15 protein-coding genes and 1 other RNA gene are annotated in these 18,481 nt (G+C 64.1%); 1 reads left to right on the forward strand and 15 read right to left on the reverse strand.

Annotated elements, in window-relative coordinates:
• The 7 genes from G520_RS0111395 to G520_RS0111425 form a co-directional block, all read right to left on the reverse strand.
• Positions 1 to 1,773 (reverse strand): AIDA repeat-containing protein (locus tag G520_RS0111395; protein ID WP_028535774.1); only part of this gene is annotated, 1,773 nt, incomplete at its 3' end.
• A gap of 572 nt (positions 1,774 to 2,345) precedes the next feature.
• Complete coding sequence (locus tag G520_RS23990) at positions 2,346 to 2,714, reverse strand: PTS sugar transporter subunit IIB (RefSeq protein ID WP_084637593.1); 369 nt, start codon at positions 2,712 to 2,714, stop codon at positions 2,346 to 2,348.
• Positions 2,715 to 2,741: 27 nt separating this feature from the next.
• Complete coding sequence (ptsP, locus tag G520_RS0111405; protein ID WP_051229340.1) at positions 2,742 to 5,255, reverse strand: phosphoenolpyruvate--protein phosphotransferase; 2,514 nt, start codon at positions 5,253 to 5,255, stop codon at positions 2,742 to 2,744.
• A 90-nt stretch (positions 5,256 to 5,345) separates the two neighbouring features.
• Positions 5,346 to 5,807: a PTS sugar transporter subunit IIA gene (locus G520_RS22535; protein ID WP_051229341.1), complete on the reverse strand. Its 462-nt coding sequence runs from the start codon at positions 5,805 to 5,807 to the stop codon at positions 5,346 to 5,348.
• A 400-nt stretch (positions 5,808 to 6,207) separates the two neighbouring features.
• Positions 6,208 to 6,954 carry a GntR family transcriptional regulator gene (locus G520_RS0111415; RefSeq protein WP_169449833.1) on the reverse strand — a complete coding sequence of 249 codons (747 nt, stop codon included), beginning with the start codon at positions 6,952 to 6,954 and terminating at the stop codon, positions 6,208 to 6,210.
• Positions 6,955 to 7,061: 107 nt separating this feature from the next.
• Positions 7,062 to 9,494: a formate C-acetyltransferase/glycerol dehydratase family glycyl radical enzyme gene (locus tag G520_RS0111420; RefSeq protein ID WP_028535777.1), complete on the reverse strand. Its 2,433-nt coding sequence runs from the start codon at positions 9,492 to 9,494 to the stop codon at positions 7,062 to 7,064.
• Positions 9,495 to 9,498: 4 nt separating this feature from the next.
• Positions 9,499 to 10,401 (reverse strand): glycyl-radical enzyme activating protein, encoded by a 903-nt coding sequence (locus G520_RS0111425; protein WP_028535778.1) that lies wholly within the window; start codon positions 10,399 to 10,401, stop codon positions 9,499 to 9,501.
• 165 nt (positions 10,402 to 10,566) lie between these two features.
• Here G520_RS0111425 and fsa point away from each other — a divergent pair, with 165 nt between their 5' ends.
• Positions 10,567 to 11,229 carry a fructose-6-phosphate aldolase gene (gene fsa, locus G520_RS0111430; protein WP_028535779.1) on the forward strand — a complete coding sequence of 221 codons (663 nt, stop codon included), beginning with the start codon at positions 10,567 to 10,569 and terminating at the stop codon, positions 11,227 to 11,229.
• A 49-nt stretch (positions 11,230 to 11,278) separates the two neighbouring features.
• Here fsa and yedA read toward each other — a convergent pair whose 3' ends face one another.
• The 8 genes from yedA to rnpB all read right to left on the reverse strand — a co-directional run bounded on the left by yedA (position 11,279) and on the right by rnpB (position 18,471).
• Positions 11,279 to 12,142 (reverse strand): drug/metabolite exporter YedA, encoded by an 864-nt coding sequence (yedA, locus tag G520_RS0111435; protein ID WP_028535780.1) that lies wholly within the window; start codon positions 12,140 to 12,142, stop codon positions 11,279 to 11,281.
• Between the two features lie 109 nt (positions 12,143 to 12,251).
• Positions 12,252 to 12,920 (reverse strand): protein TolQ, encoded by a 669-nt coding sequence (gene tolQ, locus G520_RS0111440; protein ID WP_028535781.1) that lies wholly within the window; start codon positions 12,918 to 12,920, stop codon positions 12,252 to 12,254.
• 34 nt (positions 12,921 to 12,954) lie between these two features.
• Complete coding sequence (gene tsaC / locus G520_RS0111445; protein WP_425516756.1) at positions 12,955 to 13,575, reverse strand: L-threonylcarbamoyladenylate synthase type 1 TsaC; 621 nt, start codon at positions 13,573 to 13,575, stop codon at positions 12,955 to 12,957.
• Between the two features lie 49 nt (positions 13,576 to 13,624).
• Positions 13,625 to 14,905, reverse strand: coding sequence for a phosphoribosylamine--glycine ligase (purD, locus tag G520_RS0111450; protein WP_028535783.1), 1,281 nt, complete (start codon positions 14,903 to 14,905; stop codon positions 13,625 to 13,627).
• Positions 14,906 to 15,033: 128 nt separating this feature from the next.
• Entirely contained in the window at positions 15,034 to 16,611 is a 1,578-nt protein-coding gene (gene purH / locus G520_RS0111455) for a bifunctional phosphoribosylaminoimidazolecarboxamide formyltransferase/IMP cyclohydrolase (protein ID WP_028535784.1), read from the reverse strand.
• A gap of 93 nt (positions 16,612 to 16,704) precedes the next feature.
• Entirely contained in the window at positions 16,705 to 16,941 is a 237-nt protein-coding gene (locus G520_RS0111460; RefSeq protein WP_028535785.1) for a helix-turn-helix domain-containing protein, read from the reverse strand.
• Between the two features lie 17 nt (positions 16,942 to 16,958).
• Positions 16,959 to 17,993: a tRNA dihydrouridine synthase DusB gene (gene dusB / locus G520_RS0111465; RefSeq protein ID WP_028535786.1), complete on the reverse strand. Its 1,035-nt coding sequence runs from the start codon at positions 17,991 to 17,993 to the stop codon at positions 16,959 to 16,961.
• A gap of 120 nt (positions 17,994 to 18,113) precedes the next feature.
• Positions 18,114 to 18,471, reverse strand: an RNA gene (gene rnpB, locus G520_RS23995) — RNase P RNA component class A.
• Positions 18,472 to 18,481: the final 10 nt, after the last annotated feature.

Here is an 18,481-nt window from a genome sequence, read left to right on the forward strand (position 1 = left end):
CGACGAGGCCACCCCGCCGCCGAATACGTTCTGGCTGCCGTCGCTGATGATGGTGCCCTGCGCCAGCCCGCCCGAACTCACGTTCTGCACCCCGCCGCTGACGATGGTGGTGCTCGAGGCGACGCCGCCGTCGAGGATGTTCTGCACCCCGTCGCCGAGGGTGGTGCCCTGCGCCAGCCCGCCCGAGCTCACGTTCTGCACCCCGCCGCCTATCACGGTGCTGCTGGTGACGATGCCGCCGCTCAGGACATTCTGCACGCCGTCAGCTTCGACCGTGGTCGAGGTGACATTGACGCCGGAGCCGACATTCATCGTGCCGCCCGCGTCGATTGTATCGATGACGATCGCGCCATCGATGGCGTTTTGCACCCCGCCCTGGAACACGAGGCTGGACACGGCCGTGCCACCCGAGCTGACGGTCTGCGCGCCGCCGATCGAGATCACCGTGCCCGAAGCCACACCGCCGTTGAACACGGTCTGGCTGCCGCCGGCCGAGATGCGGCTGGAAATGGCGAGCCCGCCCGAGCTGACTTCGACCAGGCCGCCGCTCGAAATCGAGGTCGCGCTCGCCGTGCCGCCGCTGCTCACCGTCTGGATGCCGCCGTTATTGACGGTATTGGCATAGGTCGTGACGCCCGCGCCGACCGTCAGTTGCGCGCCGCTGAGCACGGCGGCAGTGGAGATGACCGCGCCGGACAGGGCACTGACGTTGGCGCCCGCATAGAGTGTGGCACCCTGGGTCACGCCGCCCGAACTGACCACCAGATTGCCGCCGCTGGAGACGGTTGTGCCGATATCGGTGCCACGCAGTGCAACGTACTCGACCCCGCCCATGCTGACGACGGTATCTACAACCTTGCCCTGATCACCGGCATACAGGCTACCACCCGAAGACAGGACCGTTGCGCTGGCCACCCCCGAGTAAACGGCTGAAACCACGCCGCCGGCAGAAACCGTACTCGCTTTCAACACCCCACCGTTATATACAGCGGCGGAACCAATAATCTGGCTCTCCGTCGCTACTGCGCCAGAGCCGCTGACTATGAGAATGCCGCCCTGGCTCACCGTCGTATTTAGCGCGCTACCATTCGCGCTGACATGTTCGTATCCGCTATTGAGAATAGTCGCACTCAGCGAAGAACCGTAGCCGCTGACTTGCAGATCGCCTCCCGTCATCACCCGGGTACCGATCGCCACCCCGTTGGCCAATACGGATTGGCTCCCCGCACTGATCAGGGTCGCGCTATACGAGTGCCCACCATAGGCAACGGTTTCGATCCCGCCATTTTGTACTTGAGTCTCGATGGCGACCCCGCTGCTCGACACCGTTTGACTGCTATTGCTGGTATAGACATTGGTCCGGTAGGCCGAACCGCCGATGATGAAGGTGGCACCGGCGCTGAGCAAAGCGTTCGAGACCACGCCACCGCTAAAGTCCGTTGCTATTGCCGCCCCCCCGGTAGCGGTCGTGTAAATGGCATAGCCGCCGCTGTGTACGTCCTCGACGGCCGTATATCCGGCCAGATAGCTGGAGTAAGCGGCCGCGCCGGATTGAATGTTCTGTGTCCACCCCGGGCTCACCGTCTGACCGGTCACCGTGCCCGTGACGTAGTAGTCGGTGTTGCCGGCCGCCTGTGCCGGCATCGCGGCGCCTAGCTGCAGGCACAGACTGCAGAACGGTGCCAGCAGTGTCCCCAACAAGCGCGACGCCGTCCTCGCCCGCACTCCGAAATGGCGCATCCCGTACTTGCGCCGCAGTCCGATTCTATTCATCGCCTTCTCCTCATGCGCTGTCCGATTCGAAACAAATGGTTACGTCACATCAAAGCCATTGATGTTCGTTGTTTTTTAGTTTTGCTAATTACAGAATCAACATTTGTTTTCAAATAGGGCAAAAAGCTGGGGAGGCTAGCCACTTGACACGGACGATCTTCATGTCATGAGCCCGGCGACGGCAGCCGTGCAACACGCGTACAGCCAGTAAGGACGGCGCTTGCAGGCCGAACGCCAGGCCGCCGTGTGGCCGGAAAACAACGGCCGCTTCAGCGGCGGGCGGGATGGAGACAGGAAAACCGGAGGGCGGGTGTAGCCGAATGACAACAACGAGGCAAGGGTGGGGGCGCAGCGGGCACGCCGGGTGCGATACGGGGTGCCGCCAGCCGGCCAGCGCAGCACATGAATACGCTCAACACATTGAATTTATTGAATTTTATGAACAGATGACCGCAAACAGGGGCCGGGGCAGCCGGCGCCGGGGCAGCCGTGGCAGCCCGGCAACAGAACGGCCCCCTGCCCGCGCAAGCGGGACAGGGGGCCGGGGGGACGGACAGGCGCGGGCCTGACCTTTAGTTCAGGGCGACGGCGTAAGCGGGGGCGTCGGCGCCGGCCACCACGTGGATCACGTGGCTGGCCACCGTCATCACACCGGCGGCGCCGGCGGCCTTGAGCGCGGCGGCATCGACGCGGGCAGCGTCGCCCAGTTCGATACGCAGGCGGGTGCCAGCCACGGCGGCGACCGACTTGACGTTATCGGCACCGCCGAGCGCAAGCAGCCAGGCTGCGCGATCGATGGCGACGCTGGCCTTGGCCGGCGCCGGCGCGGCGGCCGGGGCTGCGACCGGGGCCGCAACCGGAGCGGGGGCGGCAGCCGCCGGCTTGCCGGTCAGAAAACGGATCAGACTGCCGAGCAGGCCGCCCTGATTGCTATTGGACATAAAATTTCTCCTTATGATGGGACGGCATTACGCCGCCGGCCACAGGGCGCGGGCGCGGGCGCGCACATCGGCGGCCGAGGTCAGCTTCAGAATCTCGAGCGCTTCGCGTCGGCATTCTTCGGCGTTCAGGCCACGCACCTTGGTTTTGATTTCGGGGATCAGGCCCGGGCTGACCGACAGCTCGGTCACACCGAGACCGACCAGTACCGGGGCGGCGTCCGGATCGGAAGCCAGCGCGCCGCACACGCCCACCCACTTGCCGTGGCGGTTCGCACCTTCGACCGCCAGCGCGATCAGGCGCAGCAGGCCCGGGTGCATCGCATCGATGCGCGAAGCCAGCCCCGGGTGCACACGGTCCATCGCCAGCGTGTACTGGGTCAGGTCATTGGTACCGACCGACATGAAGTCGGCGTGTTCGGCCAGTTGATCGGCCAGAACCGCGGCCGACGGCACTTCGATCATCACCCCGAGTTCCGGGCGTTCGGCGATGCCCATTTCGGTCGCCAGCTCTTCGATGCGCTGACGTACGCGCAGCAGATCGCTGACATCGGCCACCATCGGGATCAGGATGCGCAGCTTCGACAGCGGCTTCACTTGCAGCAGGGCGCGCAGCTGCGTGTCCAGCAGTTCGGGCATGGCGAAGCCGGTGCGGATGCCGCGCAGGCCGAGCGCCGGGTTTTCTTCCGGCGGCAGCGTCAGGTACGGCACTTCCTTGTCGCCGCCGACGTCGATGGTGCGGATGATGGCCGGACGGCCTTGCATCGCGTCGACGATGCCCTGATAGTTTTCGCGTTGCTGTTCCTGCGTCGGCGCCTCGGTGCGTTCGATGAACAGGAACTCGGTACGGGTCAGGCCCACGGCGTCGGCGCCCTTGCTCAGACCTTCGCGCGCTTCTGCCACGCTGCCGATGTTGGCGGCGACTTCGATATGCACGCCGTCGAGGGTATGGGCGGCACCGGCGGCGGATTCCAGCATCTGCGCCTGACGCGCCTGTTGTTCGGCGATGGTCGCGCGGGCCGCTTCCAGCTTCGCGCTATCCGGCGCCGAGTCGAGCCAGCCGGCACGGGTGTCGAGCAGCACTTCCTGGCCGTTCTTCAATTCGAGAATGCGCGCGCCGCCGGCCACCAGGGCCGGTACGCCCATCGCACGGGCCAGAATCGCCACGTGCGAGGTCGCGCCGCCGCGGGCGGTCGCCAGACCGGCGATACGTTCGCGCGGCAGGCTCGTCAGTTCGGACGGGGTCAGATCGTCGGCCACCAGAATCGAGGCATCGAACAGCTTGGGCTGCGGCACGGCGCCGCCGGTCAGCTGGATCAGCACGCGGCGTTCCAGGTCGCGCAAGTCGGTCACGCGCTCGGCCAGCAGCGCATTGCCCAAGCCGTTGAGCACGTCGCACTGGGTGCGTACCGCGCGGCGGAACGCGAAACCGGCGCTCTTGCCTTCGCGAATGCCTTGCTGCGCGCTTTCGATCAGCTCCGGATCATCGAGCAGCGCGAGGTGGGCGGTGAAAATTTCGCTTTCGTGCTGGGCCTTGCGCGCCTTGGCGTCGCGCACTTGCTCGTCAATGGCGGCACGAACGGCATCCAGCGCATGTTGCAGGTGATTGTTTTCCTTGACCGCGTCGGCGGCGTTTTCCGCCACTTCCAGCTCGGTGGCCGACATTTCGACCACCTGGCCGATCGCGAGGCCAGGAGCCGCGCACACGCCGCCGATCAGCGAACCGCCGAGCTCGACCACGGGAGCGGCGACCGGTGCCGCTTCCTGCGCGTTCGCGGCCGCTTCGCTCTCGGTACGGGTCTGCACGGTTTCGATCACGGCAGCCAGGGCGGCATCGGCATCGGCGCCGGTGACATGCACCGTCACCTCGTCGTCCTCACCCACGCCGAGCCCCATCAACGCCACCACGCTCTTGGCGTTGGCGCGTTGACCGTTGAATTCGATCTGTACGGCGGACTTGAAGCGCTTGGCCGTGTTCTGCACCAGCGCGGACGGACGGGCATGCAGGCCGCCGGCATGGCGCACGGTGGCCTTGCCGCTGAGTTCCGGGCCGGCTTCGGCCGTGGCGGCGCTGGCGGCGGCCAGCGAATTCACGCTCATGAACTGGCTTGCTCCCGCCTGGACTTCGCCTTCGGCGCGGAAAGAGATACGATAGTTATCACTGTTGGCGATAACGATGACGGTGTTCAGCGACGGAACCTTGTCGGCGATCGCTTCGAAGTCGACCTCGATCAGCGCATCGCCTTTTTTCACGCGGTCGCCCTGGGCGACGCGCGAGGTGAAACCGACACCTCCCAGGCGTACGGTGTCGATGCCAATGTGCATCAGAATTTCGGCCCCGTTGTCGGCGGTCAGCGTCAGGGCATGACCGGTACGAGCAATCTGGCTCACCACACCATCACAGGGTGCGCACAGCAGCGACGACAAAGGTTCGATGGCCAGGCCATCGCCCATCATCAGGCCGGAAAATACCGGATCGGGTACTGCCGATAGCGGGATCACCAGGCCGGAAAGCGGGGCCAACAATTCGAGCGTTACGGACATGGAGTCCTCCTGAGTTATTTCTGTAAATATCAAAGCCGCGACTCGCCGCTGGTGGAAGCGGGTCGCGGCGTACGCCCCCGAAGGGCTTAGTTAACGGGAAGTTACGGTCAGGAAGGCAGACTGGCCAACGGTGACGCTGCTGCTTGCCTTGCCCGACAATTCATAGTCGTCGCTGTTGGCGATCACGACGATGGTCGTCAGCGACGGAATCTTGCCCTTGATGCTGGCGAAGTCGACATCGATCAGCGCTGCGCCCTGGGCAACGCGCTGGCCCTGGCGTACGCGAACATTGAAGCCTTTGCCGCCGAGGCTGACGGAATCGATACCGACGTGCATCAGCACTTCGGCGCCGTTATCGGCGGTCAGGGTCAGCGCATGGCCGGTGCGGGCCACTTGGCTGATGACGCCGCCACATGGCGCGGTCAGGGTCGACGACGTCGGGTTGATGGCCAGGCCGTCGCCCATCATCAAGCCGGAAAAGACCGGATCGGGAACATCGCGAAGCGCGACGATGGAACCGCTGAGAGGGGCAACCAATTTTACAGAAGACATATTGTTTTCCTCGTGGACATTATCTTTCGGCAAAAAAAATGCCGGTTCACACTGTTCGCGTCACCAACGTCAGGTGGCGTGGCGTGTCCGGATTCCGTCTGCGACTTCGGACAGCAGCGCAGCTATTAAATAGAAGCCGGCGCTCGCCAGCAAGTGCCCTGAAGCTCCCGACGTCTGTCGTTGCCAGAATTAAATCACTTTATGCCACAACGTGCAGCGCCTCGTGCAGTTCTAAAACGAAGCAATCGATCATCTTTTGCGAAAACTCAATCAGCCAGACGCATTGTGTCGCAAAAAAACATGTTCGAATCAGAAATCTGGATACGTTATCGATGAATCATAACGTCACGATAGACAATGTCACGCCGCCATGGCGATTTTTGCACCGCCCTCGTGCGACTCAGCGCCTCAGCTCGGCGACAAAGTCATAATAGTCGTTGCGGCAGTAGGTGTCGGTCAGTTCTATCGCCGTATTATCCGCCATGTAACCGATGCGCGAAATCAGCAACATTGCTTCGCCGCACGGGACGTCGGCCAGCGCGGCGATCTCCGGACTCGCGTTGACGGCGCGGATATGCTGCAGGGCTCTCACCACCGGGTAGCCGGTGGCTTCCAGATGGTCGTACAGCGAATATTCGACCACCGCAGGATCGGGCAGGTAGGCGCAAGGCAAGGTCGACATTTCGATTGCCATGACCACCCCGTCGGCCAGTCGGCGGCGCTTGAGGCGCGCCACGCGCGCGCTGGACGACAGACCGAGCCGCAACGATTCTTCGGTCGACGGCAAGCCGCATTCGCGCGACAACCACAGCGAATGCGGCACGAAGCCTTTCATGCGCAACATCTCGGTAAAACCGGTCAGTCTCGACAACGGTTGTTCCAGCCGCGGAGTAATGAAGGTGCCCGAACCCTGCCGCCGCTGGATCAAGCCCTGTTGCAACAATACGTCGAAGGCTTTGCGCGCGGTAACGCGCGAGATGGTCAGCTGTTCGGAGAACGTGCGTTCCGACGGCAGAGCCTCGGCCGCCTGCCACCAACCGGCATGGATCGCCGTCGCCAACTTGCGCGCCAGCTGCATATACAGCGGGGTACTGAGCGAATCGTCCGGTTGCAAGGCAGCCCAGCGGGTATCCATGGTCTTGTCCATGTCGTGTCTCATAACGCAAGCGGGGGGAATACATCCCCCCGCCCGTATGCCGAAGCTACGTTAATACCACTACAATACCACGTCAAGCCCCCATCGCGGCAGCGCCCTCAGATCTGGTGCTCGGTGCGAGCGATGATATCGTCCTGCGCTTCCGGCGACAGTGCGGTAAAAAACGCCGAATAGCCGGCCACGCGCACCACCAGATCGCGGTACTGCTCGGGATGCGCCTTGGCCGCCAGCAAAGTCTCGCGCGACACGATGTTGTATTGCACATGCCAGCCGTGGTGGTGCTCGAAGAAGGTGCGCAGCATCCCGACCAGTTTTTGCTGGTCGCGCGGGTTTTCCAGCGTCGCCGGGTTCAGTTTCTGGTTGAGCAGCACCCCGCCCAGAATCGCCGCGGTCGGCAGCTTGCCCACCGAGTTGAACACCGCCGTCGGCCCGAGGTGGTCGGTGCCGGCGGCCGGGCTCGCGCCCTCCGCCAGCGGCGTCCAGGCATGGCGTCCGTCCGGCGTCGCGGCCGTCGCGGCACCGAACGGGACGTTGGCCGAAATGGACGACGTGCCGGCATAGTAGTCGCCGCCGATAGGCCCGCGGCCGTGGCGCGGGTTGTGGTAATGCTTGAGTTCGTCGATGTAGGTCTGGTAGGCACGCACCAGCAGCCCATCGACCGCGTCGTCGTCGTTGCCGTACTTGGGGGCGGCATTGAGCAGGCGCTGACGCAACTGTTCGCCGTCCAGCCCGGAAAAGTCCTTGTCGAGGGCGGCGGCCAGTTCGGCCTGGCCCAGGACGGCCCGATCGAACACCAGCGTCTTGACCGCCGCCAGACTGTTGCCGAGATTCGCGATGCCGACTTGCAGCCCGGACACCCAGTCGTATTTGGCGCCGCCTCCCTTGATCGTCTTGCCGCGCTCGATGCAGTCGTCGACCAGGGCCGAGCACAGGATGTCGTGGGCGTTTTCTTCGAGCATGGTGTCGATCACGTATTCGATCTCGATCGATTTCTTGGCGTAGTAGCGGATCTGGGTATCCCACGCTGCCAGGACTTCGTCGAAATTCGAAAAATTGCCGCGGCTCAAGGCTTTTTCCTGCGGCAGGAAGACGGTTCCCGAGGTCGCGTCGCGCCCGCCCTCGAGCGCAGCGAGCATCACACGGGCGAAGTTGATAAAACTCATGCCGGTGCAACGATAGCCCCATTTGCCGCCGACCGCCGTCTCGATGCAGCCGATGGCGGCATAGTCGTAGGCATCCGCGCGCTCGACGCCGAGCTTGATGAACTCGGGAATCACGATCTCGTCGTTATTGAACGCCGGCATGCCGAAGCCGCAACGGATGACTTGCACGCAGGCGTCGAGAAAATCGTCGCTGAGTCCGGCGTGATAGCGCACGCTCAGATTCGGCTGCGTCGACCGCAGGCGGCCGCAGGATTCGAGGATCGCGTAGGACAGCGGGTTGACCGCGTCGACCGCTTCGCCATGAACGAGTTTCTGCCCGCCTATGGTCACGTTCTGATACATCGGGCTGCCGGCCGACGCCTTGGAGTGCGAGCCCGAGCGGATCTTGTTGACTTCGAACAGTTTCAGCCAGCAGCTGTCGAGCAGCTCGATCGCGGCTTCGCGGCTCAGGCTTTCCTCCAGCTCGACTTCGCGTCGATACCACGGGTACAGGTACTGGTCGAGGCGGCCGAAGGACACCGAGTGACCGTTGGACTCGATCTGCAGGATCAGCTGGATGAAGTAGCACAGCTGCAGCGCCTGACGGAAGGTCTCCGGAGGGCGGTGCGCGACATGCTCGCAGTCCGCGGCGATGGTCAGCAGCTCGGCGCGGCGCCAGTCGCGCTTCTCCGCCACCGCCATTTCGCGCGCGAGCGCGGCATAGCGTTCGATGTGCTCGGCCACGGCGGCCAGCGTGATGTCGACCGCCTTGAGAAACTGTTCCTTGTACAGGTCGTCGAGCACGGTCAGGTCGATGCGCGAGCGGCGTTCGACCACGCGCGCGCGCACGCCGTCCAGCCCCTGTTCCAGCAGCGTCGGGTAGTCGACGGCCAGGTGCGCGTCGCCGGCGTTCATATTGCCTTCGGCCTTGATGATCACGGTATCGAGCATCGCCTTGTGCTCATCGCTGAACAGCGCATAGCAGCGGTCGAGCACGGTCTGTCCATGCCACCACGGGCAGATCTCGTGCAGGATTTCGCGGTCCCGCGCGCTGACCTCGAAGCCGGCGCCCGGACGGTCGGCCAGGGTGTCGATTTCCTTTTCTATCCAGCCGACCGTGTATTCGGGAAAGATGGGCGCCGCGCGCGGCCGGCTCGCCTGGTTGCCGACGATCAGTTCGTCGTTGGCGATCCAGATCGTGCGTTCGCGCAAGTGATGTTCGAGCGCCAGCGCGCGCCTTACCGGCATCGGCTTGTCCAGATGGCGCTGATAGGCCTGGGTGTAGTGCAACGCGCGTTCGGTGCAGATGGGCGGCTTGACGATGTGGATCAGTGCGTCCTTGTGTGCGCGGATGCGTTCGCTGAGCGTAGTGAGGTCGAGTTGGGTCATGGTCTTATCCTCGCAGAATGGCGGCAAGCCCCCGACTTGAAGCATAGCTCTCGGCGTATGCGAGCAATTCGGGAGTATCCAAAGCCTGGCGCGATGCCAGGTAGGGCATACCGAGCTGGGCGTACTTCTGCACCCCCAGGGTGTGGTAAGGCAGAAAATGGATTTCCTTGACGCCGAGCTCATCGGCGGCAAAATCGACGATGGATCGTATCGAGTCCGCGTCGGCATTGAAGTCCGGAATCAGCGGCACGCGTATCGTCATGGCCACGCGCTGCCGGCTCAAGCGGCGCAGATTGTCGAGCACATGCCCGACCGAGCCCCCGGTCCAGGCATGGAAGCGCTTTGCGTCGACATGCTTGAGGTCGGCCAGCAGCAGGTCGAGATGCGGCAGCGATGGTTCGATATTGGACCAGCGCACCTGCAGGCAGGATTCGACCGCCGTATGCAGCCCGGCCGCCTGCGCGCGCGCCAATAGCGCGGCACAGTTCCCGGCCTGCAGAAACGGTTCGCCGCCGGACAGGGTCAGCCCGCCTCCGGTGCGCTCGTAATAGGGCCGGTCGCGCAGCACCTGCTCCATGATCGCATCGAGGTCTATGGCCTCGCCGCAGACGTTCAGCGCATCGCTCGGACACAGGCCGCGCAAGATGTCATAGTCGGCTTCGGTCAGATTTTCGTGCTCGATAGCTAATGTGCCGTCTTCCTGGCGGGCGATCGCGTGGGGGCAGCGCTCGGCGCACAGCGTGCAGGCGGACAGACACAGACGTGCGTCATACAGCACTTGCCGCTGCGGCGAACGACTTTCCGGGTTCTGGCACCAGCGGCAAGCCAGAGTGCAACCCTTGAAAAAAACCACGGTACGGATGCCGGGCCCATCGTGGGTCGAATAGCGTTGCAGATTGAACAGCATGGCTCGCTCCTTGTTTTCGTAAATTAAATAGCTTTCGAACGAAAGCTACTTTGATTACGATCAACTGGCGCCGTGTTCCCTGGTTTATAGTCAAAGTCGGCATGCAGAGCTGTCCGTGGCGACCTTTGGCGCAGCGGACTTCGAGTGAAAAGAAAGGAATGCGATATGGAACTGTATCTTGATAGCGCTGACGTCAAGGCGGTCAAGCAACTCGCGCGCGTACTGCCGCTGGCGGGCGTCACCACCAACCCCAGCATCGTGGCACGCCAGGGCGTCGCGCTATGGGAGGTGTTGCCGGCGCTGCGCGACGCGCTCGGCGGACGCGGCACCTTGTTTGCCCAGGTGATGGCGAACGAAGCCGCCGCCATGGTGGACGAGGCCCTGCTGCTGCGCGAGCGGGTGGAGAATCTGATCGTGAAAGTGCCGGCCACCGGCGAAGGCCTGGCCGCATTGAAAATTCTGCGCGAGCGCAAGGTGCCGACTCTGGGCACGGCCGTATACGGTGCGGCGCAGGGCTTGCTGGCGGCGCTGGCCGGCGCGGCCTATGTCGCCCCCTACGTGAACCGGCTCGATGCGCAAGGCGGCGACGGGCTGGCCGTCGTGCGCGAACTGCAACAGCTGCTGACCCTGCATGCACCCCACGCGCAGGTGCTGGCCGCCAGCTTCCGCACCCCGCGTCAGGCGCTCGACTGCCTGCTGGCCGGCTGCGGAGCGATCACGCTGCCGGTCGATGTGGCGCAGCAGATGCTGGCCAGCCCGGCGGTGACGGCGGCGGTATCGCAATTCGAACAGGACTGGCAGCACGCCTTCGGTTCGAACACCTTGTAAATCGCCCGGCCCGGGCTTCCCCCGGGCCATGCAGTCTGCCGCGCGGAAGCTAGCGCTTCCAGCCGATCAAAAGCACCCCCGACACGATGATGACCATGCCGCCCCATTCGTGCGCGCCGACATGCTCGCCGAGCAGACTCATGCCCAGCAGTACGGCAATCACCGGATTGACATAGGCATAGCTGGTGGCCGCGGCCGGGCTCACATGCGACAGCAAGTAGAGATAGGCGCTATAGGCGATGATGGAGCCGAACACGATCAGATAGCCGAGCGCCAGCCAGCCGCCCAGCGTCGGCATCGCCGCCAGCCGCTCGCCACAGGCGGCACTGGCCAGCAGCAGGGCCGCGCCGCCGGACACCATCATCACCGCACTCGACATCAAGCCCGACGGCTGGGGCAGCTTCTTGCTCAAGGCCGAGCCCAGCGCCCAGCCGGCGCAGGCCAAAATCAGCAACAGCGCCCCGAGCGGGCTGGCCGACAGGTTGGAGCCGAAATTGAGAAAGACGATGCCGGCCATGCCCAGTGCCATGCCTGCCCATTCGATGCTGCGCGTTCGCTGCCCGAGCAGGCGCGCGAACAGACTGGTAAACAGCGGGACCGAAGCCACCACCAGCGCGGCCACGCCGGAAGAAACGGTTTTTTCGGCCAGCGTGACGAGTCCGTTGCCGATGGCCGGCATCAGCACGCCGAGCAAGCAGGCGCCGGCCAGTTGCCGGCCGCTTGGCAAGGCGGCGCCGCGCAGGCGCAAGTAAACGAACAGGATGCCCCCAGCCAGCAGAAAACGGATGCCGGCCATCATGAACGGCGGCCAGGATTCGACACCGATGCGGATGGCGAAATAGGTCGAGCCCCAGATCACGTAGAGGGCGAAAAATGAGGCGAGAATCGGCAAGGACAAGCGGACACGGGGCATGAAGCGTCTCGGGTTGTGGGTGGCAAGACCCACACCTTGACCGCATCCGCATGAAATTTCAACGCCGTCGCCCACGTAATAGTGAAATTACATGGGCACGGCCAGGGATTCAGCGTGTCGCCAGACGCTGCAGGATATTGGAAAACTCTTCCATATAGCTGTCGAAACGCGTCGCCAGGCGATCGACGTCGGTCGCGAAACGATTGTAGGCGACCACCGCCGGAATCGCCGCGAACAGACCGATCGCCGTCGCGACCAGCGCTTCGGCGATGCCGGGCGCGACCGTCGACAGCGTCGCCTGCCCGGCGTTGCCCAGCCCGATGAAGGCATGCATGATGCCCCACACGGTACCGAACAGGCCGATATACGGGCTGACCGAACCGACCGTGGCCAGGAAGGCGGTATGCCGGTCGAGCGTATCGAGCTCGCGCTGGGCGGCGGCGCGCATCGCGCGGCGCGAACCGTCCATGATGTCGGACAGCTCGGTGCCGTTGCGGCCGCGCAGCTTGAGGAATTCGGCGAAACCGGACTGGAAGATGCGCTGGATGCCGCTCGCATTCTGATGCCGGCTCGCCTCCTCGTACAGCTTGTTCAGGTCGGCGCCGCTCCAGAATGTCCGCTCGAATTCGTCGCTGTCGCGGCGCGCGGCGTGCAACACGACCAGTTTATTGAAGATCAGGGTCCAGGAAACGATGGACATCAGGGCCAGGCCCGCCATCACCAGTTGTACCACCACGCTCGCGTCAAGAACGAGGCTCAGGAACGAAATCTGCTGCACACAATATCCTTAAAATAACGATGCCCGCCGCACATCAGCGCAGGACGCGGCCGCTGGCGAAATCGATAATGGTCGACGGCCTGGAGCGACCGCCGATTCGCCCCGGCAGCGTCAGCACCCGCGCGCCGAAATCGCGCCGGCAAGCGCGCGCCGTCTTCAACGAAACCTGCCCGGCGCGATTGGCCGAGGTCGACACCAGCGGTCGCCCGAGCGCCCGGCACAAGGCCGCCGCTTCGCCATGCGCGGTGACGCGCACGGCGAGGCGATCGTGCCGCCCGCGCAGCAAGGCCGGGACCCGGCGCGAAGCGGGCAGGAGAAAGGTATAATGACCGGGCCAGTAGCGTGCAAGTTCCGCACGCTGTTCGTCCGACAGCGGTTTGATCAAATGGCGCAGCTGATCGATGTCGGCGGCGACCACGATCAGACCCTTGTGGTTCGGGCGGCCCTTGAGCATGATGATGCGCCGCAGCGCACGAACGTCGAGAGGGTCGCAGCCAAGTCCGAAACACGACTCGGTGGAATAGGCAAGGACGCCGCCGTGCTTGAGCCGCGCGCGCGCGCCGTGCAGCAACCGCGCCGAGGGGCGGCGCGGAAATGCCTGATGAGAATCGCTATGCCGCATCGATGACCGGATCTGGAATACGTGAACCGGCATTGTAACGCGAGGCGCAGCCTGGCCGCACCCCGCATTGTCGCGCCGATCTTCAACCGTGGCGGCGGGCCACCCCGCGCGCACCGATATCGCGCCGCATTTGCGCACCTTCGAAATGGATCTGGTCGGCCAGCGCATAGGCGCGCGATTGCGCCATGCGCACGCTGTCGCCCATGCCGACCGCGCACAGCACGCGCCCGCCGCTGGTCACCAGCTGACCCTCCGCGTCGAACGCGGTCGCGGCATGGAACACCATGCCGTCCTCGTCCTCCTTCGGCACGCCGCTGATCAGATCGCCCTTCGCTGGCGTGTCCGGATAGCCCGATGCGGCCAGCACCACGCCGAGCGCCACGCGCCGGTCCCACTCCGCTTCGACGCGATCCAGCGTTCCGTTGACGCCGTGTTCGAGCAGCACGGTGAAGTCGGACTTCAGACGCGCCATGATCGGTTGGGTCTCGGGGTCGCCGAAACGGCAGTTGAACTCGATGGTACGCGGATTGCCCTGCTCGTCTATCATCAGGCCGGCATACAGAAAACCGGTGTAGGGATGCCCGTCGGACTTCATGCCGCGCACCGTCGGCATGATGATTTCACGCATCACGCGCGCATGCACCTGCGGCGTCACCACCGGCGCCGGGCTGTAAGCGCCCATGCCGCCGGTGTTCGGGCCCTGATCGTTATCGAGCAGGCGCTTGTGATCCTGGCTGGTCGCCATCGCCAGCACATGTTCGCCGTCGACCATCACGATAAAGCTCGCCTCTTCGCCCTGCAGATAGTCCTCGATCACAACCCGGGCTCCGGCATCGCCCATGCGGTTGTCGACCAGCATGGACTCCACCGCCGCGCGCGCCTCTTCCAGCGTCATCGCGACCACCACGCCCTTGCCGGCGGCCAGGCCGTCGGCCTTGATCACCAGCGGCGCGCCATGACTGTCGACATAGGCCAACGCCTCGGCGGCATCGGTAAACGTGCGATAGGCCGCCGTCGGGATTTTGTGCCGCAGCATGAAGGCCTTGGCGAAATCCTTGGAACTTTCCAGCTGCGCCGCGTAGCGCGTCGGACCGAAAATCTTCAGGCCGGCCCCGCGAAACGCATCGACCACGCCGGCTGCCAGCGGCGCTTCCGGGCCGACCACGGTCAACTCGATTTTTTCCTGTTTGACGAACGCGATCAGCTCCTGGATATCGCTGATGGCGACATTGGTCAGATCGGGATCCAGTGCGGTGCCGGCATTCCCCGGCGCCACGAACACTTTGGAGACGCGCCGCGATTTGGCGATGCGCCAGGCCAGTGCGTGCTCGCGGCCGCCGTTACCGATGACCATCACTTTCATGGTTCTTCCTTGAAGAATAAGGTTGCGCCACACCGCCATCCGCGGCGCGGCATTGCCGAAATGTAACGCTAAGCGTGTCCGGGCGCCAGCCCGCCGGTCTGCGCGCGTCGCCGCGCGCACGACCTCGATCAGTGGCGGAAGTGACGGCAGCCGGTCACGACCATGGCGATGCCATGCTCGTCGGCAGCGGCGATCACTTCTTCGTCGCGCATCGAACCGCCCGGCTGGATGATGGCGCGGATGCCCTGCTCGGCGATCACGTCGACACCGTCGCGGAACGGGAAAAAGGCATCCGAGGCCGCGACCGCCCCCTCCAGGGCCAGCCCGGCATCCTGTGCCTTGCGCGCCGCGATACGGGTCGAGTCGACACGGCTCATCTGCCCGGCGCCGATCCCGGCGGTCTGCCCGCCACGCGCAAAGACGATGGCATTCGATTTGACATACTTCGCAACGCGCCAGGCGAACAGCAGATCCTGCATTTCCTGCGCGGACGGTGCACGGCGAGTCACCACCCTGAGTTCATCGAGCAGCACATTGCGGATATCGGGGGTCTGCACCAGCACGCCGCCACCGACGCGCTTGATCTCGAAGCGGTTGGAACCGGCCTCGAGCGGGACTTCGAGTACGCGGACGTTTTTCTTGGCGGCGATCAGCGCGCGCGCTTCGGCGCTGAAGGCGGGAGCGATCAGCACTTCGAGGAACTGCCCGGTCACGGCCTCGATCGTGCTGGCGTCGACTTCGCGGTTGAACGCGATGATGCCGCCGAAAGCCGAGGTGCTGTCGGTGGCCAGGGCCAGACGATAGGCGCTCAGAGGGTCGGCCGCCACCGCGACGCCGCAGGGATTCGCGTGCTTGACGATCACGCAGGCCGGCTGATCGAAGGTTTTGACCGCCTCCCAGGCCGCATCGGCGTCGCCGATATTATTGTATGACAGCTCCTTGCCCTGCAACTGCCTGTAATGCGCGATGCTGCCCCGAGCCGGGTCAAGATCGCGATAGAACGCCGCCGCCTGATGCGGGTTTTCGCCATAACGCATATCCTGCACTTTGACGAACTGGGCATTCAGGCGCTCCGGGAACAGGGTGCGTTCGGGCACGCCATGCGTGATGCCGGGAGCCAGCGACGTCAGATAGTTGGAAATCGCACCGTCGTAGGCGGCCGTGTGGGTAAACGCCTTGCGGGCCAGTTCGAAGCGCGTGGCGCGCGCCAGGCGGCCGTGGTTGGCGGCCATTTCGGCGCTCACCGCCGCATAGTCGGCGCTGTCGGTCACGATGGCCACATGCGCCCAGTTCTTGGCGGCGGAACGCACCATGGTCGGACCGCCGATATCGATATTCTCGATCGCGTCTTCGAGCGGGCAATCGGTGCTGGCTATGGTCGCCTCGAACGGATAGAGGTTCACGCACACCAGATCGATATTGCCGATGCCATGTTCGGCCATCTTCGCGACATGCTCGGGCAAATCGCGACGGCCGAGAATGCCGCCATGCACCTTCGGATGCAGGGTCTTGACCCGGCCGTCCAGCATTTCGGGGAAACCGGTGTAATCCGATACCTCGGTCACGGCCACACCGGCCTCGGCCAGCAATTTGGCCGTGCCGCCGGTCGACAGGATTTCGACGCCCATCCCCGTCAAGGCGCGGGCAAATTCGAGGACGCCCGTTTTATCGGACACGCTAATCAGTGCTCGTTCGATCTTGGTCATTTCGCTTCCTGCTCCTTACTGTTTCGGAGTCCGGCCAGGCGGGCTCCGTCGCAAAAAAAAACAGGCCATCCTGTCTGGGTGGCCTGTTTATCTTCATATCAAATCGTACGATTTCATTTTCTTGCGCAGCGTGTTCCGGTTCAGTCCCAGCAACTCCGCCGCTCGCGTCTGGTTGCCCTGGGTATGCAGCAGGACAACTTCTATCAATGGTTTTTCCACACAGGCGAGCACCATATCGTAGATCGCCGACGGCGCTTCGCCATCCAGGTCGCGGAAGTATTGCTCCATGGCCAGCCGCACCGACTGGGAGATGTGATCGTTGCTTTGCATTATTGTATCCATCACCATCAATGACGAACCGCGACCCCTGCCTCGGCGGCGGAGTCGTTCTCGATGTATTGCAGCCGCTCGGACACCTCGGCCAGCTCACTGAAATACTGCGCCACGGCAGCGCGCTGTCCGGCGGTGGATTCAAGCGAATACATCGTCTGGCGAAAGGCGTTGCCGCCGCGCAAGCCGCGGGTATACCAGGCGATGTGCTTGCGCGCGATGCGGCAGCCCGAATACTCGCCGTAAAACCGGTACAGCTCGTCCAGATGGTCGAGCAGGATGGCGCGTATTTCGTCCACCCGCGGCGCAGGGAGCTCGCGGCCGGTATCCAGAAAGTGCTGGATCTCGCGAAAAATCCACGGCCGGCCCTGCGCGGCGCGCCCGATCATGACCGCATCGGCGCCGGTATGCTCAAGCACGAAGCGCGCCTTGCGCGGCGAATCGATATCCCCGTTGGCGATCAGGGGGATCGCGATGCACTCGCGCACCGCGCGCAAGGTGTCGTACTCGGCGGCGCCCAGATACATGTCGGCGCGGGTGCGCCCGTGCATGGCCAGCGCGGCGATGCCGCACGACTCGGCCAGACGCGCCACCGACACCGCATTGCGCGCTTCGGGACTCCAGCCGGTGCGCGTCTTGAGCGTGACCGGCACATCGACCGCGCGCACCACGGCATCAAGAATACGCCCGATCAGGACTTCGTCGCGCAACAAAGCCGAGCCCGCAGCCACATTGCACACTTTCTTGGCCGGGCAGCCCATATTGATATCGACGATCTGGGCCCCCTGGGCCACGGCCACGCGTGCCGCCTCGGCCATCTGCGCCGGGTCGGCCCCCGCGATCTGCACGGCAATCGGCTCGACCTCGCCGCTGTGGTCGGCCCGCCGCAGCGTCTTGGCGGTCTGCCACAAGGCCTGGTTGGAGGTGATCATCTCCGAGACCGCCATCCCGGCCCCCATGCGCTTGCATAAAATGCGGAACGGACGATCCGTCACGCCGGCCATGGGCGCGACGATAAGACGGTTCTTCAGTTGATACGGCCCGATTCGCATGTTTAACAAGGTATTAGGTGCAGGGGGCGGCCATTGTAATGCTTTTTGGCTGCGCCGTAAAAAACATTTTGCTTATTTTTTAAGCAACGACGATAGCGGGATCTAATCGGGGAGTGGGGGGGGGGAAGTCAACCGTTAAGCCGGGTTCTGTCTTGGACAGTCATTCATCTAGGCCTGCCGTTGCCGACAGGCTCAAGCAACCTACCCGGGTGCAACGCGAGCCACGTTAGCGCACCCCTATTTGGTCTTGCTCCGGATGGGGTTTGACCTGCCGTCCGTGTTACCACGTCCGCGGTGTGCTCTTACCACACCTTTTCACCCTTACCTGATCCCCTCTTGCGAGAGGCCATCGGCGGTTCAGCTCTCTGTTCCACTTTCCATCGCCTCGCGGCGTCCGGCCGTTAGCCGGCATCCTGCTCTATGGAGCCCGGACTTTCCTCCCCGTCACACGTGACGCGGCGACTGCCTGGTTGACTTCCCGCTGCGAT

This window comes from Paludibacterium yongneupense DSM 18731, from assembly GCF_000422925.1.
GTDB lineage: Bacteria > Pseudomonadota > Gammaproteobacteria > Burkholderiales > Chromobacteriaceae > Paludibacterium > Paludibacterium yongneupense.

What these genes read in the sequence shown, in the direction of transcription:
- tsaC (WP_425516756.1), bottom strand. Translation starts at nt 13,575, where the DNA reads ATGCCGGTTCACGTATTCCAGATCCGGTCATCGATGCGGCATAGCGAT.
- G520_RS0111415 (WP_169449833.1), bottom strand. Translation starts at nt 6,954, where the DNA reads ATGGACAAGACCATGGATACCCGCTGGGCTGCCTTGCAACCGGACGAT.
- purH (WP_028535784.1), bottom strand. Translation starts at nt 16,611, where the DNA reads ATGACCAAGATCGAACGAGCACTGATTAGCGTGTCCGATAAAACGGGC.
- G520_RS0111460 (WP_028535785.1), bottom strand. Translation starts at nt 16,941, where the DNA reads ATGCAAAGCAACGATCACATCTCCCAGTCGGTGCGGCTGGCCATGGAG.
- G520_RS0111425 (WP_028535778.1), bottom strand. Translation starts at nt 10,401, where the DNA reads ATGCTGTTCAATCTGCAACGCTATTCGACCCACGATGGGCCCGGCATC.
- ptsP (WP_051229340.1), bottom strand. Translation starts at nt 5,255, where the DNA reads ATGTCCGTAACGCTCGAATTGTTGGCCCCGCTTTCCGGCCTGGTGATC.
- purD (WP_028535783.1), bottom strand. Translation starts at nt 14,905, where the DNA reads ATGAAAGTGATGGTCATCGGTAACGGCGGCCGCGAGCACGCACTGGCC.
- fsa (WP_028535779.1), top strand. Translation starts at nt 10,567, where the DNA reads ATGGAACTGTATCTTGATAGCGCTGACGTCAAGGCGGTCAAGCAACTC.
- yedA (WP_028535780.1), bottom strand. Translation starts at nt 12,142, where the DNA reads ATGCCCCGTGTCCGCTTGTCCTTGCCGATTCTCGCCTCATTTTTCGCC.
- dusB (WP_028535786.1), bottom strand. Translation starts at nt 17,993, where the DNA reads ATGCGAATCGGGCCGTATCAACTGAAGAACCGTCTTATCGTCGCGCCC.
- G520_RS22535 (WP_051229341.1), bottom strand. Translation starts at nt 5,807, where the DNA reads ATGTCTTCTGTAAAATTGGTTGCCCCTCTCAGCGGTTCCATCGTCGCG.
- G520_RS0111420 (WP_028535777.1), bottom strand. Translation starts at nt 9,494, where the DNA reads ATGACCCAACTCGACCTCACTACGCTCAGCGAACGCATCCGCGCACAC.
- G520_RS23990 (WP_084637593.1), bottom strand. Translation starts at nt 2,714, where the DNA reads ATGTCCAATAGCAATCAGGGCGGCCTGCTCGGCAGTCTGATCCGTTTT.